Annotated in this window: 23 protein-coding genes and 1 pseudogene; 11 read left to right on the top strand and 13 right to left on the bottom strand. The window is 44.6% G+C overall.

Features of this window, described 5'->3' with window-relative positions:
* The first annotated feature begins 524 nt into the window (after nt 1-524).
* Nucleotides 525-1,430, top strand: coding sequence for a 30S ribosomal protein S6--L-glutamate ligase (rimK, locus tag FIV04_RS20025; RefSeq protein ID WP_032550186.1), 906 nt, complete (start codon nt 525-527; stop codon nt 1,428-1,430).
* 63 nt (nt 1,431-1,493) lie between these two features.
* On the top strand, nt 1,494-1,919 hold the full coding sequence (locus FIV04_RS20020) for a RimK/LysX family protein (protein WP_032550185.1): 426 nt from the start codon (nt 1,494-1,496) through the stop codon (nt 1,917-1,919).
* 122 nt (nt 1,920-2,041) lie between these two features.
* Here FIV04_RS20020 and FIV04_RS20015 read toward each other — a convergent pair whose 3' ends face one another.
* Entirely contained in the window at nt 2,042-2,824 is a 783-nt protein-coding gene (locus tag FIV04_RS20015; protein ID WP_152470255.1) for an MBL fold metallo-hydrolase, read from the bottom strand.
* 250 nt (nt 2,825-3,074) lie between these two features.
* On the opposite strand from FIV04_RS20015, the gene FIV04_RS20010 reads away from it, so the two are divergent.
* Complete coding sequence (locus FIV04_RS20010) at nt 3,075-3,677, top strand: 2OG-Fe(II) oxygenase (RefSeq protein WP_152470254.1); 603 nt, start codon at nt 3,075-3,077, stop codon at nt 3,675-3,677.
* Nucleotides 3,678-3,867: 190 nt separating this feature from the next.
* Nucleotides 3,868-4,584 carry a glycerophosphodiester phosphodiesterase family protein gene (locus tag FIV04_RS20005; protein ID WP_152470253.1) on the top strand — a complete coding sequence of 239 codons (717 nt, stop codon included), beginning with the start codon at nt 3,868-3,870 and terminating at the stop codon, nt 4,582-4,584.
* Between the two features lie 19 nt (nt 4,585-4,603).
* Here the strand turns inward: FIV04_RS20005 and FIV04_RS20000 are convergent.
* Both FIV04_RS20000 and FIV04_RS19995 read right to left on the bottom strand, forming a co-directional pair.
* Nucleotides 4,604-5,023: pseudogene (locus FIV04_RS20000) on the bottom strand (murein L,D-transpeptidase family protein); the annotation flags it as partial.
* A 119-nt stretch (nt 5,024-5,142) separates the two neighbouring features.
* Nucleotides 5,143-5,625: a GNAT family N-acetyltransferase gene (locus tag FIV04_RS19995; protein ID WP_152470251.1), complete on the bottom strand. Its 483-nt coding sequence runs from the start codon at nt 5,623-5,625 to the stop codon at nt 5,143-5,145.
* A 202-nt stretch (nt 5,626-5,827) separates the two neighbouring features.
* Between FIV04_RS19995 and FIV04_RS19990 the strand changes: the two genes are divergently transcribed.
* The 3 genes from FIV04_RS19990 to grxB all read left to right on the top strand — a co-directional run bounded on the left by FIV04_RS19990 (nt 5,828) and on the right by grxB (nt 8,024).
* A complete protein-coding gene (locus tag FIV04_RS19990; protein WP_152470250.1) occupies nt 5,828-6,811 on the top strand; it encodes a Gfo/Idh/MocA family protein in 984 nt (327 codons plus the stop codon).
* Nucleotides 6,812-6,970: 159 nt separating this feature from the next.
* Nucleotides 6,971-7,129, top strand: a complete 159-nt coding sequence (locus FIV04_RS19985; RefSeq protein ID WP_150868588.1) for a hypothetical protein — start codon at nt 6,971-6,973, stop codon at nt 7,127-7,129.
* Nucleotides 7,130-7,391: 262 nt separating this feature from the next.
* A complete protein-coding gene (gene grxB / locus FIV04_RS19980; RefSeq protein WP_032550180.1) occupies nt 7,392-8,024 on the top strand; it encodes a glutaredoxin 2 in 633 nt (210 codons plus the stop codon).
* 77 nt (nt 8,025-8,101) lie between these two features.
* Here the strand turns inward: grxB and FIV04_RS19975 are convergent, their stop codons facing one another.
* The 8 genes from FIV04_RS19975 to FIV04_RS19935 all read right to left on the bottom strand — a co-directional run bounded on the left by FIV04_RS19975 (nt 8,102) and on the right by FIV04_RS19935 (nt 15,141).
* Nucleotides 8,102-8,635 carry an NADPH-dependent FMN reductase gene (locus FIV04_RS19975; RefSeq protein ID WP_152470249.1) on the bottom strand — a complete coding sequence of 178 codons (534 nt, stop codon included), beginning with the start codon at nt 8,633-8,635 and terminating at the stop codon, nt 8,102-8,104.
* 2 nt (nt 8,636-8,637) lie between these two features.
* Nucleotides 8,638-9,444, bottom strand: a complete 807-nt coding sequence (locus FIV04_RS19970; protein ID WP_152470248.1) for an arylamine N-acetyltransferase — start codon at nt 9,442-9,444, stop codon at nt 8,638-8,640.
* A gap of 181 nt (nt 9,445-9,625) precedes the next feature.
* A complete protein-coding gene (locus FIV04_RS19965) occupies nt 9,626-11,590 on the bottom strand; it encodes a CHASE3 domain-containing protein (protein WP_152470247.1) in 1,965 nt (654 codons plus the stop codon).
* A 189-nt stretch (nt 11,591-11,779) separates the two neighbouring features.
* Nucleotides 11,780-12,250, bottom strand: coding sequence for a hypothetical protein (locus FIV04_RS19960; protein ID WP_152470246.1), 471 nt, complete (start codon nt 12,248-12,250; stop codon nt 11,780-11,782).
* Complete coding sequence (locus FIV04_RS19955) at nt 12,247-12,657, bottom strand: hypothetical protein (RefSeq protein ID WP_152470245.1); 411 nt, start codon at nt 12,655-12,657, stop codon at nt 12,247-12,249. The genes FIV04_RS19960 and FIV04_RS19955 overlap by 4 nt, the downstream gene beginning before the upstream one ends.
* 39 nt (nt 12,658-12,696) lie before the next feature.
* Nucleotides 12,697-13,197 carry a hypothetical protein gene (locus tag FIV04_RS19950; RefSeq protein WP_152470244.1) on the bottom strand — a complete coding sequence of 167 codons (501 nt, stop codon included), beginning with the start codon at nt 13,195-13,197 and terminating at the stop codon, nt 12,697-12,699.
* Nucleotides 13,198-13,206: 9 nt separating this feature from the next.
* Nucleotides 13,207-13,662 carry a hypothetical protein gene (locus tag FIV04_RS19945; protein WP_253895453.1) on the bottom strand — a complete coding sequence of 152 codons (456 nt, stop codon included), beginning with the start codon at nt 13,660-13,662 and terminating at the stop codon, nt 13,207-13,209.
* Nucleotides 13,663-14,307: 645 nt separating this feature from the next.
* Nucleotides 14,308-15,141 (bottom strand): pyruvate, water dikinase regulatory protein, encoded by an 834-nt coding sequence (locus FIV04_RS19935; protein WP_032550172.1) that lies wholly within the window; start codon nt 15,139-15,141, stop codon nt 14,308-14,310.
* Nucleotides 15,142-15,319: 178 nt separating this feature from the next.
* Here FIV04_RS19935 and ppsA point away from each other — a divergent pair, with 178 nt between their 5' ends.
* Complete coding sequence (gene ppsA, locus FIV04_RS19930) at nt 15,320-17,692, top strand: phosphoenolpyruvate synthase (protein WP_152470241.1); 2,373 nt, start codon at nt 15,320-15,322, stop codon at nt 17,690-17,692.
* Nucleotides 17,693-17,757: 65 nt separating this feature from the next.
* On the opposite strand, the gene FIV04_RS19925 is transcribed toward ppsA, so the two are convergent.
* Nucleotides 17,758-18,543 (bottom strand): hypothetical protein, encoded by a 786-nt coding sequence (locus FIV04_RS19925; protein WP_152470240.1) that lies wholly within the window; start codon nt 18,541-18,543, stop codon nt 17,758-17,760.
* Nucleotides 18,544-18,608: 65 nt separating this feature from the next.
* Nucleotides 18,609-19,979, bottom strand: coding sequence for a serine hydrolase (locus FIV04_RS19920; protein ID WP_152470239.1), 1,371 nt, complete (start codon nt 19,977-19,979; stop codon nt 18,609-18,611).
* A gap of 120 nt (nt 19,980-20,099) precedes the next feature.
* Here FIV04_RS19920 and FIV04_RS19915 point away from each other — a divergent pair, with 120 nt between their 5' ends.
* The 3 genes from FIV04_RS19915 (at nt 20,100) to FIV04_RS19905 (ending at nt 23,678) form a co-directional block, all read left to right on the top strand.
* A complete protein-coding gene (locus FIV04_RS19915) occupies nt 20,100-21,092 on the top strand; it encodes an AraC family transcriptional regulator (protein ID WP_152470238.1) in 993 nt (330 codons plus the stop codon).
* Between the two features lie 100 nt (nt 21,093-21,192).
* Complete coding sequence (locus FIV04_RS19910; protein ID WP_152470237.1) at nt 21,193-22,530, top strand: MATE family efflux transporter; 1,338 nt, start codon at nt 21,193-21,195, stop codon at nt 22,528-22,530.
* Nucleotides 22,531-23,009: 479 nt separating this feature from the next.
* Nucleotides 23,010-23,678, top strand: coding sequence for a transcriptional regulator (locus tag FIV04_RS19905; RefSeq protein WP_152470236.1), 669 nt, complete (start codon nt 23,010-23,012; stop codon nt 23,676-23,678).
* Nucleotides 23,679-23,682: the final 4 nt, after the last annotated feature.

The following is a 23,682-nucleotide window of genomic DNA, read 5'->3' as shown; positions in this document are numbered from 1 at the left end:
AAAACTAGGAACAACGTAAAAATAAACCGTCTGTTTATTACTTCCCCATTATCGATAAAAATGGCTTTACACAAACAAGTAGCCCAGTGTCAAACACCAACCTATCTAATGAAGGTGATATGCCATGAGAAAATACTATCTATCCCAGTTTTTACTTACGAACAGTCAGCTTGAAAAAGAAACGCTTCGTGCACTTTTAGAGCTATGTTGATCCACTAACAAGTACACATTTCCTCGCCAAGTTATGCGAGTCGAACGCCACTTAAACAGCTCCTACCCCCAATCAGAGTTTGGTTTCGGCTCGCTTTACACACTAAAAGGCCTCGCATCCCTTATGTACCAATAACTCAAACCCTTCATAAATTTCTGTTGTCGACTCGACAAATTTAATTCGTTTTCTTAGTTGTTCGAAAAGCCTTAAGGTTCGCCCCGAAGCAAACAAGGAGCCTCAGGAAATAGACCGAGGACCTAAAAACAACTTACTAATTTGCACATACCAATCAGGTATTTACTAAGGAAACGCCATGCGTATCGCAATTCTTTCTCGCAACGAAAATCTATACTCTACCGCTCGTCTAAAGCAGGCTGGAGAAGCTCGTGGTCACCAGGTCGATGTAATCGACACGTTGCACTGTGACATAGATATCGCGAGTAACAATCCGAAGATTCGCTACATGGGTGAAGAACTGCCTCAATACGACGCAGTGATCCCGCGTATTGGCGCTTCCATTACGTTCTACGGTACTGCGGTCGTTCGTCAATTCGAGATGATGGGCACTTTCTGTATCAATGAATCAGTAGCGATCAGCCGCTCTCGCGACAAACTACGCTCACTACAGCTTTTGTCTCGTAAAGGTGTTGGTCTACCAAAAACTGGCTTCGCTAGCCGTCCTGACAAGATCCAAGATCTGATCAAGAACGTGGGTGGAGCACCTTTGGTTATCAAACTACTTGAAGGTACTCAAGGTATCGGTGTGGTATTGGCTGAAACCAACAAAGCAGCAGAAAGCGTAATTGAAGCATTCATGGGCCTAAAAGCGAACATCTTGGTTCAAGAGTTCATTGAAGAAGCAAAAGGCGCAGACATCCGTTGCTTTGTGGTAGGTAACAAAGTGATTGCGGCAATGAAACGTCAAGCAGGTGAAGGTGAGTTCCGCTCTAACCTACACCGTGGCGGTACTGCTCAACTGGTTAAACTAACTAAAGAAGAACGTGCAACGGCGATCAACGCAGCAAAAATCATGGGCCTAAACCTATGTGGCGTCGATATCCTACAATCTAAGAATGGCCCTGTGGTAATGGAAGTGAACTCTTCTCCAGGCCTAGAAGGTATCGAGAAAGCGACTGGCAAAGATGTTGCTGACATGATTTTCGAATTCATCGAAAAGAATGCAAAACCAAATGCAAACCGTACTCGCGGTAAAGGCTGATATTTGAAATATTTAAACGGTTAAGATGACCATGTAAGCCGTTAACTGATGATTGGAATAATTATGAACAACAAAATGATCATAGGGAACACTGAAGCACTTTGCTTACCTGAGTTAGGGATAACAGGATTGCACACGCGCGTAGACACAGGGGCAAAAACCTCTTCTCTACACGTAGACAACCTACTTTGCTTTAAAGAAGATGGGCAACGTTACGTTGAATTCGATCTACACCCAGACGTGTATCACCTAGAAGAGACCGTGCGTTGCACCGCGAAATTAAAAGCGAGCAAGAAGATCAAGTCTTCGAATGGTGAAGTAGAGACACGCTGCGTGATTGAGACGCTACTGCGTATGGGTGGTCAGCAATGGCTGATCGACCTAACGTTGAGTAACCGTCAAGACATGACTTACATGATGCTTTTAGGGCGTCAGGGTATGAGCAATAAAGTGATTGTTGACCCAAGTGAGTCTTTCTTACTGAACTGATCCTGCTCTTACGCGAAACCGTAATTTAAGCAGAGTCCAAGCAAGCTATTTTGCCGAATACGCTTGTGTAATTTGCTACTCGTCCTACACAAAGGCCAGTCACTACGACTGGCCTTTGTCATTTAAGGTTTCTTTTTATCGATAAAGCCAAACCGCCAAATCGACTTCAGCAAACTCTTGCATTTAATTTTAGTTACGCGCCAATGAGTCACGGGTCTGCGTGGTGCACTTACCAACAAATGCTCAAATGCAGGTTGATCAAAAGCCACCTGCCCTCCATGTGCCACCAGCAAGGTATCCAGATGCAGATCGTAGATCCGCTCTACCGATTGACGGTACTTATTAGGGTGAAAGATAGGGAATGGTGGAATCAACTTCTGTTTCACTTCCACCATCAAATCCGCCACGTAGGCCAAGCGCTCAGATGGGCAGTAAACAGACAAATCTCTGTCTGTATGACCCGGAGTTTCCAATACCACCCAATCCTCAAAACCGGGAATGGTCTCACCATCCGACAACTTATAATCTGGCTTTAACTTGCGTGAGTACCAAAGATTGGCTTTAGGCCTACCTAACCGGTTTGCCATCCAACGTGCCAACGCCAAATCCGTCAGATGCATCAGCATTCCGTCCCAACGTGCGTACCAATCGAACTCCCGGTCGGCGGACACCAACTTACAACCCGTTAATGCTCGCAGTTTATGTGCCGCCCCTGCATGATCTGGATGCATGTGCGTCACCACAACAGTATGTAAGTCATGGAAATCGCGCCCAAGGTCTTGTTCGATAAAGGACTTTAGATGTGGAATGTCTGCTCGGCATGCGCCATCAAGCAATAACAAACGATCAGGGTACTCCACCAAGTACATGTCTTGGATATACCCTTTAATAGTGTGCAGTTGCAAAACGACTCCTTGTTCACTGCTAACTGGTCAGACCTATACAATAGCAAAATCACCCACAAATGTGATCATTTTGTTAAATAAGGCTGTCGTTACACACGAAATCAACAGCGAACGCCCCAAGCAAAGTGACAGCGTCACTAAAGTTATACCTGCATACTTTGGGTTATCGTGACGACAAACAAACTGATTTGTTGGCTTGAGTTATTCGGACTATATAAGTGCCCCTTAATCAACTATCCGAGTGCTTTATATGAACCAACTGATCGACGCGTTATCTACCCAAGGTTATTTTGTTTGGGATGACTTCCTTACGTATGACGAAGTTGTGGCATTGAGGGACTGTATTCCAGACAACTGGAAAAAGGCTAGGATTGGCCGTAACGAAGAAGTCATGCGCGAGTCGAGCATTCGCAGCGATAAAATCCAATGGTTGAGCCGAGATATGGGACAACCCGCTTCGCAATTTCTAGATAAAATGGAGCAGATCCGTTTGGCGACAAACCAAGCTTTTTTCCTTGGGTTATTTGAGTATGAAGCGCACTTTGCAAAATACGACAAAGGGGATTTCTACCAAAAGCATCTCGATTGCTTCCAAGGCAATGAAAACCGCCGCCTAACTACCGTGTTCTATATGAACGATGAATGGTCTGAGCAAGATGCAGGGGAGCTAGTGGTGTATGACTTAGACGATAACCACGTAGCAACCATTCCCCCAAAAGCGGGACGTCTATTTGTGTTCTTCTCGGAGCAATTTCCGCACGAAGTGCTGCCAACCAATACCGAGCGGTTTAGTATCGCAGGATGGTTTCGCATTAATGGCGTGAAAGATAATCAACTGGATATCGCGCACTAATTGCCGACCAAAACCCTGAGATGCACCTCAATTGAGGTGCTTCTCACACTCTTCATATCAACATCAATGCCCATGCACTCTAACCAATCCGATGCAAACTCAATTTGTGCATCAAGATAACGACGATAACTCGTTTATCCTTTAGACTTAGTTTATGCATGAATAACAATGCGTTGAAGAAGGAAACACTATGCCTCCTATGATTGTTGGTCACCGTGGTGTCGCAGGGACGCATCCTGAAAACACCCAAGCAAGTATTGAACAGGCAGCTAAACTTGGCCTGAAATGGATTGAAGTCGACATCCAGCCTACATTGGACGATCAACTGGTGGTGTGTCACGACCATACGCTTGAGCGCTGCAGTGACGGTACAGGTCGCGTCGACGAGCATACCTTAGCAGAGCTTAAACAGTTCGATTTTGGTTCATGGAAGTCGTCAGAGTTTGAAGATGAGAAAATTCTGACTCTCGCAGAACTGTTGGCTTTGGTTGAAGAACTCGATCTAAGCGTGAATCTGGAGGTGAAAGTCGATACCCGCCACCAGCCCGCGCATGTTGTTGAGCTGCTTCACGACGAGTTAATCCGTTGTTCGATGGATACCGACCGCATTCTGATTTCTAGTTTTAGCCATCGAGTAGTCGAAGAGGTTAAAAAGCACATGCCTCAATACCGAGTCGGCATGATCACCGAGCAGTTAGCACAGGAAGATAAAACGACTGTAGAGTGTGTCAACGCCTTCAGCTGCCACTTGAATTACGCCAACCTAACTCAAGCTGACATTGAATACCTTAAGCAGACCGGAAAAGAGATCTGGTGCTACACCGTCAACCAAAGTGCAGACTTTGAATATATCAATCAAGTCGATGCTATCTTCACTGACTTTCCAACTCGATTCATCGAGTCATAACGAGAGCCACTGGGCACAACTACCATTCAATATGGATAGGCGTGCCCATTTGAACCAGCTCTATAAACTCATCCATCTCTCGGTTAGTAATAGCAATACAACCATCAGTCCAATCAAAACTCTGAATATAACGCGAAGCGCGTCGTTCCCCGTTTTTCAATCCGTGTATTTTGATATCCCCACCAGGGTCTAAGTCATACTTCTTTGCCCACTCCAAATCTGACAACGTGGGGTAACTAATGTGAACAGAACGGTAAAAGCGAGACTCTTCCAACACGTAATCTAGATGGTATTGCCCTTCTGGTGTGCGATTGTCCCCCTCAAAGCGCTTATGGCCTTTTGGTTGCTTGCCCAGTGCGATTCTGTATTCCCGAATTAAGCTATCCCCATTGAGCAGAAACATGCGCCTTAACGACTTGTCGACTCTAACCAAAGTGACCTTGGGTTGCGTCATACTCGATGCTTGATGAGTACTATTTACTGCGTCTAGTGGGATACCGGCCCAGCTAAATATAGGAAGCATAAAAATAAGCCCAAGCATGATTGAAGCAAGATAACTCATACATCCTCAAGCGGCATAGACATGATTCGCGATTGGGTCACCATTCCAAGAGACTCATAGAAACGTTGCGCGTCCTGATTGAACTCCATCACCTCTAAACGCAGTTCTGTCGCACCATTAGACTGTGCCCATTGATTGAACGCGCGCATCAACTTTTTGCCTAGCCCTTGCCCTTGAACGTCGTCCCCGACCACTATAGTGTTTACTCGCGCGACTTTATGGTCTTGAATAAAGCTTACGCCGTTATTCTGTGTGATTTTTCCAGCCAGAAAAGCAACAACCTCTTCATCCTTTTCAACAACCAAGAAGTGCCCTTCCGGCTCTAGCATTAAGCCTAGCCAATACGCTTCAGAGCCACCATCTGCTTCTTGAGGGGAACTAAAAACCGTGGGAGCGCCTTGATGATGTTGGCGATTGATCTGGTGAGAAAGCTTTAATATGAATTGAATATCAGCCACTTTGGCCGCGCGTATACGCATAATAACTACCTTGTTTGCAATTAGTATTACCTTAGCAAAATCCGCCATTCACTGCACAACTCACATCAGGTAAGCATGTCCCAACTAACATTAATAATATTAGGCTCTCTACAACAATAATTTGTTCCGCAATTAACGCTCTTTTCGCTTACACCCAGTGCTACTATCCCAACACACCAATAAGAAGGACGGAAAAACCGATATGATTAAGTTTGCTGTAATTGGCACCAATTGGATTACTCAAAAATTTGTGCAGGCTGCACATGAAGTTAACGCTATGCAATTAACCGCCGTCTATTCTCGAAATCTAGAGAGCGCAGTTGAGTTCGGCAAGGAGTTTGGCGTAGAGACTCACTACACAGATATAGACGAGCTTGCTAACGATCCGGCCATTGATGCTGTTTACATCGCCTCACCGAATTCGTTCCACTGTCAGCAAGCAATCATGCTGATGGAGCACAACAAGCACGTTATCTGCGAGAAACCTATTGCTTCAAACATTCGTGAAGCAACCAAGATGTTTGAAGTTGCCAAAAACAATGATGTTGTTCTGTTCGAGGCTTACAAATCTCAGTATCTCCCTAACTTTCAAGCCGTTCAACAAGCGTTGCCTAAGATAGGTAGAATCCATAAAGCGCACATCAGCTACTGTCAGTACTCATCTCGCTATCAACGATACCTGGACGGAGAAAACCCAAACACGTTCAACCCTGTTTTCTCAAATGGCTCTTTGGTGGACATCGGCTTCTACTCTGTAGCCGCAGCTGTTTCTCTGTTTGGGAAACCTAAGAGCGTTCAAGCATCAGCACACCTACTAGAATCAGGGGTTGATGGTCACGGCAGTGCCATCTTCTACTACCCAGAATTTGACGTGACCCTAGCGCACTCTAAGGTCAGCGACTCTTACGCATACAGCGAGATTCAGGGTGAGCTAGGCGCGATTCTGATCGACCATGTTGCAGAATGTACTCACGTTAAAATTCAATACCGAAATGGCGATGTTGAAGAATTAAGCCAACCACAACGCGAGAACTCGATGTGCTACGAGGCTGAGATGTTTGCTCAAGTGCTGAAAGGTAACAAAGAAGCGCAATCACAAGCGCAACAGCGCGCGATCACCGTGTCAGAGCTAATAACAGAAATGCGTCGTCAGGTTGGTGTGCATTATCCAGCGGACGAACTTTAAATATATTTCACTAACCCTATGATTTGTAATGATCGACTTATCTTGAATAACCTTTCGTTGTCTTGACGACAAATTACCTGATTAGTCGATCACTGGATCATCTGATTAAATCCGCCTTCGAAAAGCAAAGTTAATTTTAATTTATTGAAGGTGTTTAAAATGTTTTCAATCGAAGATCGTGTTGTAGCAACAAAGGGTATCGAACTAGGTGAGATGGTAGTAACAGGCCTAAGCTCTGGCGGTTTCTACGTTCACGTTTCAACTATCGAGGGTGGTCTAACACTAACTTACCCAATGCAAGATCTTAAAAAAGCATAATTAGACGTTTTTAGCTGGCGATAGCGCGCAATTAGAAACATCAACGAATTAGGGCCTTGGTCAATACACTCTTCTGCATTGGAGTGAATTACCAGGGCCTTATCTATTTCTGCGACCCACTACAACTTGATCCTTCACCCAGCTCCTTGCGGGTTACGAAATTTCTATTACATTTCAATACAAGTACTTATGGTCTTAAATAAGTTCTGATACATTAGCGTTATCTTATGCTTTGGAAAGCTTATACATTTAAGGGGAAGCCATGAAGCTTTATATCTATGATCACTGCCCATTCTGCGCCCGCGTCGCTTTCGTTGCACGCTCGCTAGGGCTGACTGTGGAACTGGTGTCAGTCGACTATCATGATGCACAGACCTTGATTGATCTTATTGGTAAAAAAATGGTGCCAGTTCTTGAAAAAGACGACGGTTCTATCATGGCGGAAAGCCTAGACATCATCAGTTACTTTATGGATCTTGCGAACAGCGATGAACCTCGAGAGCCTGCAAACCCTGTAACCCAGTTCCAGACTCGCGCTTTCCCACTCACACAGCGTATCGGTCGCCCACGTTGGTGGAAACTAGACCTACCTGAATATCGCACTGAAGAGAGCAAAGCAGCTTGGCGCGAGAGTAAAGAGACGGAAGAGTTCAACTTCGACAAACTGATTGAACAGACTCCTCAATTCGTACAGTTGATCAATCCGTTGTTAAAAGATGCAGAGTTATTGCTTAACTTCGAGAATGGTGAATCAACTCTGCCTCTTATCGATCAAGCAGTGTACTTCTCAATGCTCCGTGGCTTCTATGTTGAGCCAAGTATTGAATGGCCGCCAAAACTGGATCGTTGGATGGAGCGAAAGAGTCATGAACTCGGTGTTGGACTGCTTGAATAGGCTCATACCAATCGCAATGAATAACCGAAGCCTAGCGCTTCGGTTTTTTATTGGGTGTAGTAATACGAATACGCGGTTTATTTAACCTGAGCAACTTTACTCATGATGGACTTAAGCTCTTGTACCAACTCTGGATGTTTTAACTGTCCAGCTGCTACGTCGAAATTATCGTAAAAGCTTGGTACCGATAAATGCCCTTTCACATCCGCGTCAAAATACGGCGCAGAAGCCACTGCTGAAGCTAGCACTGAACTTGCACCACCCGCGCCGGGTGACGTCGCTAGCATCACGACAGGCTTACCTTGATACACCTTCATATTAATGCGAGAGACCCAGTCAAAGATATTCTTAAACGCTGCCGTATAAGTCCCATTGTATTCGGCAAACGAGATCACAACGGCATCTGACTCGCTAATCTTATTAAAGAATCGATGAGCCAACTCTGGAATGCCTTGGTTCTTTTCACGCTGTTCGCTGTAAATCGGCATTTCAAAGTCGTTCAGGTCTAGAGTCTCCACCGCTGATCCAGTGATTAAGCCAGCAGTATATGTCGCCAATTGTTTGTTGATAGATTCCGTGCTGTTGGTCGCGCCTATTGCTAATATCTTCATTGTTAAGCCTCTGGTTTGTCTAAAAATGGAATAAATGCTTGGTAAGAAATCTTAGGTTCCAGACCAAAGTGCTGTTTTAGTGCGTGATAAAAATCCGATTCGTTCTCTAATTCGATCTCTTGCTCTACACCACCTCGTCGAATCTTTAATGTTCGATTGAATAAAGTCGTAATACCCTCATCAGTTGGTCTTGCGACAACACAGTTCTGAGTAAACAAAGAGCTTGGATGAGTCGAGGTAAAATGATTACCGTATTCCAAGTCATTCCAAACCACATGGTTCATATCTAAGCTGTACATGTTTTTCCAAGTGTCTTCTTCCAAGGTTTGCAGCATGTTTCCGAACAGTGGGTCTTTAATGAAACGAAACGTTTGAAGATCGGTTTTGATCTCTTGATTGAATACCAGCGGTAGCGGTGCTCGTGGTGTGCTGGTGCCAAAACCGGCGTCGACAATCCACTGTTGATCGTCAATGGTCACCAAATTGATGCGATGACCATGTCCTGTTGGTTGCTCACCAAAATGCACACGAGCAAGCAGAGGTCGAATGGTAAATCCAAGGTATGAAAGGACATTGAATAGCAACCCGTTGAGCTCTTGGCAGTAACCGCCTCGCTCGCTTAAAACCAACTTCTCGAATATCGCCTGTTGCGTGATATCAATCGACTCACCGTTTAAGATTGCTAGATTCTCAAATGGGATTGCGCGGTGTTGATGATGGTGGATAAGCCTTAGTGTTGATTCATTAATCTCAGGTTGATGGATTAAGCCAATTCGTTGGAAGTACTGTTCAATCATTTTTGGATTCATATCATGCCTTTATATTTAGTTGGAGAGCCTCTCTCCTTATCGCTTGGTTGGCATCATAAAACCTCAAGTTAACTTTAGGTAAAGCACTTTTTTCATTTATTTTTTAGATTGCTTTCACTTCATTTAGAAAATAAAAAAGCGAGCTCAGTGCTCGCTTTTGGTTGAAGACTCTCTATTCCGTTTAGCTGGCGCTTTTCACCTTGAATTGGCCGACGATACTCTGCAATTTCTCTGATAAATTGACGAGCTCCTGACTAGACTCAACGGTTTGCTCCGCGCCCGTAACGCTCTCTTTGGTTATACGGTTCACGTTAACCACATTTTGGTTTATCTGCTCGACCGTGACACTTTGCTGCTCTGAGGCACTCGCACTTTGTGTACTCATGTCAGTGATACGACTGATGGATTGAGTGATCACATCAAACGCATGGCCTGATTTTTCGGCATTGACGACACTTGCTTTAGCAATATCACTACAAGTTCCCATGCTGCTTACCACTTCTTGGGTTCCGGCTTGTAAACGCTCAATCAAGCTCTGAATCTCAGAGGTAGAATCTTGAGTACGCTGAGCAAGGCTTCGAACCTCATCTGCTACCACAGCAAAGCCTCTTCCTTGTTCTCCAGCCCTAGCGGCTTCTATCGCTGCATTAAGAGCCAATAGATTGGTTTGCGCCGCGATATCTAAAATCACATCAAGAATACCGCCAATATTGGTGGCCTCGCGGGACAAGTCTTCTAAACGACTCATGGTGCCATCAATCTCAGATTCTAAAGAATTGATACTGTCTGTGGTCTGTTCTACAACCGCCTGTCCTTGTTTCGCTTCACTGCTTGCCTCTTCTGCAGATTGAGCAGTATCGACCGCATTACGCGCCACCTCTTGAACAGAAATCGACATCTGGTTCATTGCAACTGCAACTTGATCTGTCATCAACATCTGTTCATTGGCACCTTTGTTGGTAGCGACAGTGATGTTGGTGAGCTGGGTAGATGAGCTGCTGAGACGCTCACTCGCGACCATCATATTGCTAATAATGGTTTTTAGGCTGTCTGCCGTAGCTTTCAGAGCGTCGGTTAACTGGCCGATTTCATTATGCTCACCCTTTTCGATCTTAACCGTGAGATCCCCCTTCGCCAGCTGTTTGGCAACACCAATCACATACTGAATCTGCACAGTAATATTTCTTGAAATGAAGGCACCAAACCCAAAGCAGAACAGTGCTGAAGATACGCCACCAGCGACAATCACAATCAGCGCCAGTTCTGAAGCTGTTGTCGCGGCTTCTTTACGCTCAACCATCAAGCCTTTTTCGATATCGATGATCTCTGCAACTTTGCCTCGCAGAGCATCCATAAATTGCTTGCCTTCTTTTTTGGACAACTTGGCGTAGAGAGCATCAATGGAATTAAACCGGTTTGCTTGTCGGACTAAGGCAATAGCTTGCGACGCGTAATCATCGATCCATGCGCGAACATCTCGAGCTAACTTGGAGTTACCCATAAAAGCGAGCTCTTGTTCTACTTGCTCTAAGCCATTGTGATAGGGTTCGAGGAACTCTTCTTGGCGATTCAACATAAAGCCGCGTAAGCCAGTTTCCATGTTGATCATATGGTTGATGAGTCGCTCACCATTTGGATACTGACCCGAGGCGGCTTCTTTTCTCAAGGCATCCATTTTTTGTTTGCCGACACCACTGGCAATCAGGGACTGCAACTCATTAACGTAAGTCTCACCTTCATAGATGCTTTTTCGAAGTGAGATAACCTCTTCTGCATACGCCTGCCAACCCAATGCGAGTTGCTTAACTTCATCAAATCGCGCCTGTTGAGGAGGATTGTCGCTAGTTAGATTCCTGACCGTAGTGAAACTATCATCAAAAGCCTTTTGACCGAAATAGTAAGGTTCTAAATACTCTTCCTGCCCCCCAATCGCATACCCTCTCAATCCGGTTTCTCGGTCGACCATGGAGTTAACTAATCGGTCGGAGTGATCGATAACTTGATATGTGTGGGTGACCATATCATCAGTGTTGTTGAGTGTTTTGATGGAGTTCCAAACGACAACACACAGCACAACCAAAATACTGACGGTAATCATGTTGCCAATAAGCAAGCGATTTCGGATCGAAAGTGACGATATTTTCATAAGCAGTTTTCCCTAACCTTTGTGAGCCTGACGTCTATCTTTGTAATTAATTGTCGATTACTTCAGTAACCGTACTTAAAAGCATAGATAGTCGTTGCGCAAACAGGCAAAGAATAAATGCCACTTATCTCATATCAAATATGTATACAGATGTAAATATAGGTTTTGTTCGAACATATTTTTCAGGAACTAATAACACTCAATCCCCCACTCCATATTGATGAAATGTTCACCTGCCGGCGCATTGTAATCTTGAAGTTCAATTCTCGCACTCACTGTGACATTGGGGTATTCACGCAGGAAATCGGATTCTAATTCAATACCTTGCCGCCAGTAATCGACATTACCTTGGTAGCGAAAAGCACCATCTACCCGAAAGTAAACTTGTGACAGCTCAACCGTGCCTTCAAAGCTACCAAGATCAAAATGGACCAGCTTCAATCGCACACGCCCACCTTTTCTGTTTGATGTCAGCTCGAAGCTCAGTGCTTGCCCATCGTAGTGATGCCCAAAATTGAGCTCTCCCGCATTATCAATCACTTTTATGCCGCATTGCTCATGCACATGCTTAGAAAATCTGAGGCTCTTGTGCTCTGTGGCTGCAAGCCCGTGCGACGCATGGAGCATCATAAAAGCGAGCAGACAAACCTTGGTTTTCAATTAACTATTACCCTTACAATAAAGTCTCTAACTGCTTCTTTGGTAGACGCTTCAGTACTTTTAATTTGATCATTCTCTAATGACAACAAATATGTAGAGTTAATGGATATCTGCTTGTCGTTGTATTGGTAATCTACAATAAGATCGCAAGATATATATTCATCATCCGCATGATTAATCATGGTAGAAGAATAATCATAACGACTACTTACATTCATTAGCTCTACTTGAGTCCAATTAATATATTCCGAGCTAGATAACCCATCAAATATCCGATTCTCATGATATTCTGACCCACTCTCACAAAGTTTATTAAACTCTTCTCCATTTTTATAATCTTTATTTTTCTGACTCAGCGCATAAGGAGAAAGAAGCAGTACTAAGAAAAAAAACAATATTGTTTTCATAACAAGACCTAAAAAACCCTCAGATGAGGGCTTTAACGATTAATCATCACACTCAATGATCCAATTAGTCACCAACTCATAGTCATCAGCATCGAGGTTACTTTCATCTATGGAAACTCGAGCGGCTAGATTAACTAAATTATTCGACCTAAGATCATCACGTGAAAATTCAATCCCCTCTTCCCAATCTGGGGCACTCATATCAGCCGACACCGAACTTTCTGCTTTGAAGTGAACATCATGCTTGGTGACTTGATCACCGAGATCTTCTGTTTTGATTGGCTCAACTCTAAACTCAATCTTGCCGTCTTTCTCATTGTTAATGAGTTTTACCTGCGCGGTTGAATCGAGGTAGTTATCGCCAAAAGCAAGATCCGCCGTGGCTGCCGTTACATCAATACCGCACTGCTTTTCCACTTTGGCAGAAAAGGTAACATCGCCGCTAGTGGCTTCATCATCTCCGTGGTCGGGTGGCATAGCGTATACTGTGGACACCGACAACACACCACATGTTGCCATGAACATTAGCTGTTTTCTCATACTCATCACTTACTCCGAAAAGGTTGTATTCATTTGTTTCATCTTGAGAAGACGATACTTCTCAGCTTCAATTTGCAGTAATTTAAGCTCGTGTTCTGCTTGAGCTAACTCTTCTTCTCTCTTCCTCTCTCTCAATTCAAATTCATATAAGCGAGAACAATCCACACGCTCTTCTCCACCAAATTGGAAGGTGATGGCGGCATAGATACCCGCTTCATCTTGGTTTTGGTGGTAATAATTGTTGGGATCACCACCGTAATAGTTGTCACTGTCTTCATTGCCCGTCGCACCATAAGTACCAAACTGAATGGTTTTACCGGTCGAAATGGCTTGCTCACACGACGCGCCTTCCGAAGTTCGAACACGGTCAGTACCCGATGGGTTGGAGACACTCGGAATCGGGTTAGCGCTCGCCAATGCGGGGACAAATAACGTCAAAATCAATAAGAAAATTCGCCTCATCATCAATACCTTTCGAATTTAATGTTGGTGCACACTTCATAGCTATTAGGTGAATCAGTGACCATTCTCGTACATATTTTTTTCTTGGTTTTCTGACCAGCTGGTGTCTTCACATTAATATTGAGTTCGATGTCTTGATTAGGTCCTAAGCTCAATTTATTCGGAAAAGGCTTATTATCGATTCGTAAGTAATAGTCCGCTTTTTTGTTGTACTTATTTATTAAAGTGAACTTAACTTCAGTTTTATCGGAATATGCTTGAAACTGTTTTTGGTCCCACACATGTAAATTAGCCATAGCAGGCAGGCTCATTGTTAATAGAGCAGACAGAATTAATATGGTGGTTTTCATCTAGGTATAACCTCAATCAAATTGGTTACGGCTAGACTATTGGAGATAATTCCCGATCTTTTACCATTTTGCGCCACTCAATTATTTTATTTAGACAATGAGTATTTATTTACGCAGCAATGACACCGTCTTGAACAACCTCTAACAGGAGAGGGCAAAACAAATAGTAGAAGTGGGTTTTCTATGCCAGGGAGATCGCTTCAAGAAGAAGAATGACGTTAGAAGTGGTTAGAAGTTTAGACAAGTGGTGATCTTGCCGCCTCGAACAAAACGGCAAGATCGTCTTATCAACAAAAGATCAAAGCAGTCGGCGTCTCAATCCTGTTCGCTCTAAAATGCGTGTTGAGATCTCCTCAACCGAAAGTGAAGAGGTATTGATGTATGGGATCGCTTCACGACGGAAAAGCCCTTCTACCGTTTGCAACTCGTAAAGACACTGCGAGTCACTGGCGTATTCGCTTCCCGCTAGACGATTTTCACGAATCTCAGTTAAACGCTCTGCATCGATCGTCAAACCAAATAGCTTATGACGGTGGATCTCAAACTCGGGCAGGAGTCTCAGTCTCGCAATGTCGTCATGGATGAATGGGTAGTTAGCCACACGCAATCCGAATTGCATTGCCATATAGAGGCTAGTTGGGGTCTTACCACTACGAGATACACCAAGCAGAATAATATCAGCCTCTTCTAGTCCCCTTAGCGTAATTCCATCGTCGTGCGCTAAGGTGTACTCGATCGCCGCAATACGATCGAAGTACTTGTCAGAATCCTTGTTAACGCTACGCGAGCGCTGCAGCTTCGGTTTGGGTGCCATTTTGGTGTCGTCTTGCACCTTCTGCACAATACTCTCTAACACGTCATAACAGTGCGCAGGTGCTGCCAGCAGCTTTTTCTTGATATCTGGGATAACAATCGAGAAAAACACCAGTGGTTCGTAACCCGTCTCTTGGTAGGAAATCTCGATCTCCTTGAGTAGGTCACTCAGTTTGTCTTCGCTTTCCACAAACGGGAAGGTTTTTTCGTTAGCTTTGAAGGGAAATTGACCTAGAACAACGTGCCCTAAAGTCTCACATGTTATGGCCGTTCCATCAGAAACATAGAATACATCACGACTTTGAATATCAATTTGCATTTTTTATTTAATGTTTAAAATTATTTTGAGTAGGATGGACACCATAATATATATAACAAAAGCCTGCTGACTATTACGTTCCCCACAGGTTTGAAAAATTTTTAACATTTTTTTCAATTCTGACGTAATCGTTTGCCTTTAAATCCCTACAAAACTTGCTATGTTTCTGGAGAAATAAATGCAAAATAATACCCTATGGTTCAATGGCCTATCCATGGAAGATGTCGACAAGGTCGGCGGTAAGAACGCCTCACTCGGCGAGATGGTTTCTAACCTATCCAATGCTGGTGTTTCTGTACCAAATGGTTTTGCTACCACTTCTTATGCGTTTAACGAGTTCCTAGACTACAAAGGTCTTGATGAGCGCATTCACCAACTACTTGATGAACTTGATGTTGAAGACGTTGAAGCGCTGCGTAAGACAGGTGCAACGATTCGCCAATGGGTTCTTGAAGCCCCTTTCCCAGAATCCCTAGAGCAAGATATCCGCGATAACTACCGTGAGCTAATCGAAGGCAATGACGAATTGTCTGTAGCGGTTCGTTCATCGGCAACGGCGGAAGACCTTCCTGATGCTTCGTTTGCTGGTCAGCAAGAGACCTTCCTAAACGTTAAAGGCATCGATGCTGTTCTCGAAGCAACGAAACACGTATACGCGTCTCTGTTTAACGACCGCGCTATCTCTTACCGTGTACACCAAGGCTTTGACCACCGCGGTATCTCGCTTTCTGCGGGTATCCAACGTATGGTTCGTTCAGACAAGGCCTCTTCAGGTGTAATGTTTACCCTTGATACTGAATCAGGCTTCGATCAAGTGGTATTCATCACTTCATCTTGGGGTCTTGGTGAAATGGTTGTTCAAGGTGCGGTGAACCCAGATGAGTTCTACGTTCACAAGCCGATGCTTGAAGCGGGTCATTACCCTATCGTTAAGAAAACGTTCGGTTCTAAGCTGATTAAGATGATCTACTCAACTAACCAAGAGATCGGTAAGCAAGTTGATATCATCGACACAGATACTCAAGAGCGTAACGAGTTCTCACTGAACGATGAAGAGATCAAAGAGCTAGCAAAACAAGCGATGATCATCGAGAAACACTACCAACGTCCAATGGATATTGAGTGGGCGAAAGATGGCATCGACGGCAAGCTTTACATTGTTCAAGCGCGTCCAGAGACCGTATGTTCTCAAAGCGAGCAAAACGTCATTGAGCGTTACGAACTAAGCAACAAAGCAGACGTAGCGGTTGAAGGCCGTGCTATCGGTCAACGTATCGGCTCAGGCCCTGTACGTCTGGTTGATTCATTAGATCAAATGTCTTTGGTTCAAGAAGGTGACGTTCTAGTCACTGACATGACCGACCCAGACTGGGAACCAGTGATGAAGAAGGCTTCTGCGATTGTAACCAACCGTGGCGGTCGTACTTGTCACGCAGCGATCATCGCTCGTGAACTTGGCATCCCAGCGATTGTTGGTTGTGGCGACGCAACAAGCCGCCTAGAAGATGGTTCTACAGTGACGGTTTCGTGTGCAGAAGGTGAAACAGGTTACGTTTACCAAGGCGAACTAGATTTCGAAATCAAGCGCTCTGCTGTTGACGAACTACCACTGCTTCCAACCAAAGTGATGATGAACGTAGGTAACCCTGACCGTGCATTCGACTTCGCTCAAATCCCGAACGAAGGTGTTGGTCTGGCTCGTCTAGAGTTCATCATCAACAAGATGATCGGTATTCACCCGAAAGCGCTACTTAACTTTGATGCACAGAGCGATGAGCTTAAAGCTGAAATCACTGAGCGTATCCGTGGCTACAAAGATCCTATCGATTTCTACGTAAGCAAGCTAACAGAGGGCATCGCGACTATCGCTTCTGCGTTCTGGCCTAAACGTGTGATCGTACGTATGTCTGACTTTAAGTCTAACGAATACAGCAACCTAGTCGGTGGTAAAGAGTTCGAACCGCATGAAGAGAACCCAATGCTGGGCTTCCGTGGTGCTTCTCGTTACATCTCTCCAGTATTCGAAGATTGCTTTGAGCTAGAAACTCAAGCGATCAAACGCGTACGCAACGAGATGGGTCTTAAGAACGTTGAAATCATGATTCCTTTCGTACGTACTCCGAGCGAAGCGGCATCGGTTATCGATCTTCTAGCGAAATTCAACCTACGTCGTGGCGACCAAGGTCTGAAAGTGATCATGATGTGTGAGCTGCCATCTAACGCAGTATTGGCTGAAGAGTTCTTGAAGTACTTCGATGGCTTCTCTATCGGCTCTAACGACATGACTCAGCTAACGCTTGGCCTTGACCGTGACTCTGGTGATGTTGCTCATCTATTTGACGAGCGTAACCCAGCAGTGAAAGCGATGCTGAAGATGGCAATCGATGCGGCAACCAAAGCAGGCAAATACGTAGGTATCTGTGGCCAAGGCCCATCAGACCATGACGACCTAGCAGAGTGGTTAATGGAGCAAGGCATCAGCTCTGTATCTCTAAACCCAGATACGGTTATCGATACATGGTTGAAGTTAGGTAATGTTGCTAACACATAACCTTCTCTAATCGAGAGATGAATAAAGCCAGTCATTACGACTGGCTTTTGTTTTTCAGCCGTTCCCTAGAAATAGTATCGAACCCCAACCCACGCTTCAGATTGCCAATCACTATCCAGACTCACACCATTTACGTCGATATCACCCTTGGTTAAATCGTAGCGAGTATTCAACCACCATGTGCGAGCACTGTTAATGGGTACATTCAAAGACGTCTTCAACGACAAGTTTTGCATGTTGATATCGTCACCTGATAGGTCTTGCCACTCTGGTACGAAAGAGACATACGCACCGGAATCGCCAAGGTGTTTAGCGGTGATCAACCCTAACGAGTAGCCTGTCAGGTTATCTTTGCCGACGCTTGCACCATCTATCTCCATGCTTCCTGTCATCAATCCAGCTCTTGGGAACACCAAGAAACCTTGGGTATAAGCAGGGTTGATTGCAACGACACCACCCAGCGAAAGCAAATCGTTTTTAATGTTGGTTCTGGTGTTGATGTAGTCCAGTGACATACCAATCTTTGGTGTCGCTGCTATACCGGGCTCAAAAACATGAAAGTATTGGATACGCGAGTTGCTGTAGTCAGAACCAAACTTGTTCGGATCACTTTGAGTTGTATCGTTATCATCAACAAAAGTCGCTTCCGCCAGCAACGCAAACTGCTGACCATTTTCTAAACCACCCGATATCTGACCTTGGAACTGAATATCCGAGCTACCGCTTAACATCAGTGCAGATTGCGTGTAAACCTTAGTTACGTCTGCAGGGTCAATAACTCTCTCTGAATCGGCGTGAGCGGAAAATGCCAAAACTGAACCTACAGAGATCAAAAAAGCCAATTTTTTCATACTATTCTCGAATTGATGGCCTTCTTCCTTGAAGCTAAACCTCCCTGTGATGTCATTGAAATGAATTATTTGTCAGCAAGCAGCTTCGCTGCAGAACGCATTAACGCAGGGCCTTTATTCTCACCAAAACCTGAGTGGTATGGATTGTTCGAGAACATCACGCCAACAAAGTCACGGTCTGGGTCGATGTAGATGAACTGACCCAGGTTGCCACTTTTCGCCATTGCACCATCATTGAAGATGAAGTCGAATTGATACGCGTTGTAGTCGGCTTTTTCATGGAAAGCGTGTAGAGAGCTCGTCTCTTTACTCGTACCAACAAAGGCTTTCGGATCGCCACTGTTACGGATGCGATCAATCACCGCTTGCGAAATCACAGGCTCTTCCGCCACGGCTTTCCAGCTTGGTGTGAACAAGGTGCCCCAACGCGCCATGTCTTCAACCGTTGTTGAAACCAAACCAACTGCGATTGCCATTCCGTCAGGCGTTAGATTGAACTGCATTGGTTGACGAGCATTCACCTTCGACCAAACGCGATCCTCAAACACTTCAGTCCAAGTTCTATTTTCGATGTTCTCAACAAGCTTCGTCAGCACCATGGTATTGATTGACGCATATCGGAAGTGATCACCTGCTTGTTCGCCATCCAGTTTTTGTGCCCCTTGAGCCACTTCCATCCATGTTTCCATTTCGCCTGTTTTTGCGCGAGGAGAGTTGAAAGATGCCGCAAAGAAGCGCACCACATCGGAGTCCGGGTTAAGGATTGATGCTAGCGTCTCTTCGTTATCGAGTGCCGTTGACATGTTTAATACTTGATGTACGGTGATGCCATCCCAGTTTGTGCCTTTAAGCTCAGACACATAATGAGTAATAGATTTCTCTGGGTCGACTTTGCCCTCTTCCACCAGCATCGCAACCACGACACCAACCGTTGTCTTGGCCGCTGAAGCCCATACGTGAGTATCTGTTGGGCTCATACCTGGGTATGCTTCATACACGATCTCGCCTTTATGAATCAGCATAAAACCTTGAGTTCTAAACTGCTCATCAGCAAGGTATTGTTCCATCGTCAGCTCACCTTTGGCGGTTGTTTCGACCGTTAGCTTCGTCAAACGAGGATCGATGTTCTTCACCAATGGCTTGTAGTGCGCATTTGGCGCAGCTAGAGCAGTCGGAAGAAACTCCCCCATGTGCATGTTGTAATAAACGCTGTGGTCACCACCCATCTGCCAGTGGAAGTTGTTGAAGTTTTCACGCGCTGATTCCACAAACTCTGGAGTAAATGAATTCGCTGCGTCTTTGACGGTCAGTGTCACTTGAGCGCCTTCAACTTGAAGCGCCGCCTCAACTGGGTTTTGAGTCACTACGTCTGATGCAGTAGCTAATGATGAAACGGCCAGTGATGAAATAATTAGCGCAAGGGGTTTAAGTTTCATGTGCTTCTCCTCTTTGGGTTGAGAGGAGTATAAGGAGAGAGCACTAATCAAATTAGGTCATTTGGTGACATTTGAATATGACGACGCTATCTTTAGTAAGACACTTCATCGATAAGAGCTATGACCAACGTGAACAAGGCGACTGCCAGTACTACTAACATTCTGTTGAGCTCCGCTGGTAATATTGTTCCTTACATTGAGTATTGTGATAGACGCTCACTTGATTGGCGCAGCATTGCAACAGAGTGCGGCTTGTCTCTTGAATTGACTAAATCCAATCAATGGCTGCCAACTCAGGATCTAGTCCGCTTTATCGACCTACTTGAGCGCAAATTTGGTTACGCCATTGGTATTGAAGTCGGCATTAAAGCGACACTTGAGCAACTATCTCCTGCTTTACATCAGAAGATTCAACAATGTGATTCTCTTGAGCAGGCGATACGTTGTTTGGTGGTCGAGATTCAAAACCTTAGTAACCACATTACCATTTGGACTGAACACAAAGATGGGCTGTGGTGGCTATGTCATCGCAGCTGTTATCACCCTTCAACAGCGGGATTTGAACAAGCTGAATGGTTTAGAACGCTCACTATAATCAGCCTATGCCGAATTTTTATCGAAGAGCGTTGGCAGCCTTCACATGCGAAGTTAGTCTCATCTAGCCAAAATGCCGATAAACTTCCTCACCATTTTCACTACTCCAACATACAGTTTCAACAACCGTATGGAGCTATTGTCATCCCACTCAATGAAGATTACCGACCGATAGCGGAAAAAAGCGCATCGTTCGACTGGCATCATTCAGTCATCACTTTGATTAACACTTATGCCACTCTGCCATGGTTCAACATAGATTGGTTTGCTGAGATGCTCGGTATGACGAAACGAACCCTACAAAGGAATCTAAAAAGCCGTGACATTCTTTTTAAAGATGAGAAAGAGAAAGTGCGTTATAAAAGAGCGACACAGTTGTTAGAGCAAAGCGACTTATCAATACAAGAGATCAGCTGGCAAGTCGGCTACAGTGATCTAAGTAACTTCAATCGCGCCTTCAAAAAGTGGGCAGATGTCACTGCACCACAGTATCGACGCAATTATCGCAACACAGAATAGACAATACCGCGTATTGGTATCCGCAAGACATTACGCTATCCTTTAGCCAAATCTACATTGAACGGTGAACAGCCGTCCCCTCAATAATGCAAAGACTGATATGAATTCAACAACTGCGACACCCTCTCCTTCCCTGAGCAGGCAACTTTTTACCATGACCTGGCCGATGCTGTTCGGCGTACTATCACTAATGAGCTTCCAACTTGTAGACAGTGCTTTTATCGGTCAACTGGGTGTTTTGCCCCTTGCTGCTCAAGGCTTTACGCTACCAATACAGATGATCATCATCGGTATTCAAGTCGGGTTGGGGATCGCAACCACTGCCGTGATAGCTCGTGCAATTGGTGCTAAAAAGACACGCTATGCAAAACAACTGGGGGGACTGGTTGTTGCAATGGGCGGTGTGGGTGTCGCGCTATTTTCGGTGATCATTTACCTAATACGCGGTCCTATTTTGCAGTTGTTGGACGCTCCAGAGTCGGTATTCCCAATCATTGATTCTTACTGGATCTACTGGCTCGTCAGCTCGTGGACAGGTGCAATGCTGTACTTCTTCTATAGCGTCTGTCGTGCCAATGGCAATACCATGCTTCCAGGTACTATGATGATTGCCACCAGTTTGATTAACCTTGTGCTCGATCCTATCTTCATTTTCACTCTGGACTTGGGTATCAATGGTGCGGCGATCTCAACGATCATCGCCTTTGGCGTGGGTATTCTGATTGTGGCACCTAAGGTAACCAAGAAACACTGGCTCACTTTCGATTGGCAAGACTTGGACATTGGCAAAAGTGTTCGTTCTATTGGTCATATTATGGGCCCTGCAATGATCAGCCAATTGCTACCCCCAGTATCCTCAATGTTGGCAACCAAACTACTAGCAAGTTACGGTACCGCTGCAGTTGCGGCTTGGGCATTGGGCTCACGCTTTGAGTTTTTCTCTATCGTTTCTGTTCTGGCTCTAACCATGTCGATGCCACCAATGGTTGGTCGTATGCTAGGTGAAAAGAACCTGACTGACATTCGCAGCTTAATCAAGATAGCTGCTAGCTTTGTGCTTGGTTTTCAGGTCGTGATTGCACTCGTTACTTGGTTGTTCTCAAACGGATTAGCTGGGTTAATGACCACCGATAGTGATGTAACAACAATCTTGAACTACCACCTCATGATTGTCCCAATCAGCCTTTGCCCTCTTGGTATTTGTATGTTGATGGTATCGGTATCAAACGCACTAGGTAAGTCGTACACCGCGCTGACGATTTCAGCTCTGCGTCTGTTTGCTTTCTTCTTGCCTTGTTTATGGATTGGCTCTCAAGTAGCGGGAATTGAAGGTCTGTTCTGGGGTGCCATGGTCGGTAATGTGTTTGCCGGAACCTGTGCTTGGTTGCTATCTCAACGCGCACTTAAACAAGTTGAATTAAAGCTGGCAGCCGAATAATACACTTAACCTTCTCCACAATTACAAAGCAGCCACCTCGGCTGCTTTTTTATATCTACGACTAAATTCCTGCCCTATCAATAGCGTTTTTTGAGAGTCCAAACGCTCTGAACTTCAATTTGATCACCTAACATTAACCCTCATTCTATTTGCATAATAAATGCATTTATATCATGCATTTACTCAATAAATCGGTCTGTTTTTTCAGCGCTCATTAGAAGTTGTCCTAGATCATTAAAGCCTTCAAAAACGCAATCTTTGGTTTTAAATAATTAAACTTTGATATGGTTTACGAAATTAAACTCATATCTCCATTTTCTAGTGACCTTGTTCAAATATCGCCCACAAAGCCAACTAATAACGGAAATATTGTTGGAATTTACATCACATTTTCTCGGTTTACAGAAGTTTACTCAGGATTGCCCAATTACCACTAAAGGAGTAGCTTTCAGTCATTGAGTTCAAAAATGTAAACCGAAATGATGAGTGTAAAACAAGTTCGATTCAGTGATGAAGATAGAGAGTGTTTGAGCAATTACTTTCGCTTAGCGGACACAATCGCCGACCTAATTGGTCCTTACTGCGAGGTGGTGATCCACTCTTTTGAAAGCCTCGAAAATTCAGTGGTTAAGATCGTCAACGGTCACCATACCGGCCGAGAAATCGGCTCGCCTATTACTGACTTAGGCTTACGTATGTGGAGCACATTCGAGAAAACTGGAGAAGTGTCGCCAAGAAGCTACTTCACCAATGCAGCAGATGGTTCTTTACTAAAATCAACGACATGCATACTAGCTGGTCCAAATAAAAAGCCGATTGGCATGCTTTGTATCAACATGAACTTGTCATTCCCATTTCCAGAGATCGTTAAGACCTTGATGCCTCAGTGTAACGCGCCTCAGACCTTGGTAAGCGAAACATTCAGCAACAACGCCAACGATGTTATTCAACAGGCTCTCAGCGCCGCGATTCAAGAAGTCGATCAAGACGAAACCGTCTCAACAAAAGGCTACAACAAAGCCATTGTTCGCAACCTATTCGATAACGGTGTCTTTGAATTAAAAGAAACCACCACGCAAGTATCCGAACAACTTGGGATAAGCCGTCAGGCCGTCTACAAGTTTATCCGTGAATTTAAATCAGAATAAAAAT

The organism is Vibrio sp. THAF190c (genome assembly GCF_009363355.1).
Taxonomy (GTDB): Bacteria; Pseudomonadota; Gammaproteobacteria; order Enterobacterales; family Vibrionaceae; genus Vibrio; species Vibrio fortis_A.
This window is presented reverse-complemented; position numbering and strand designations above follow the sequence as displayed.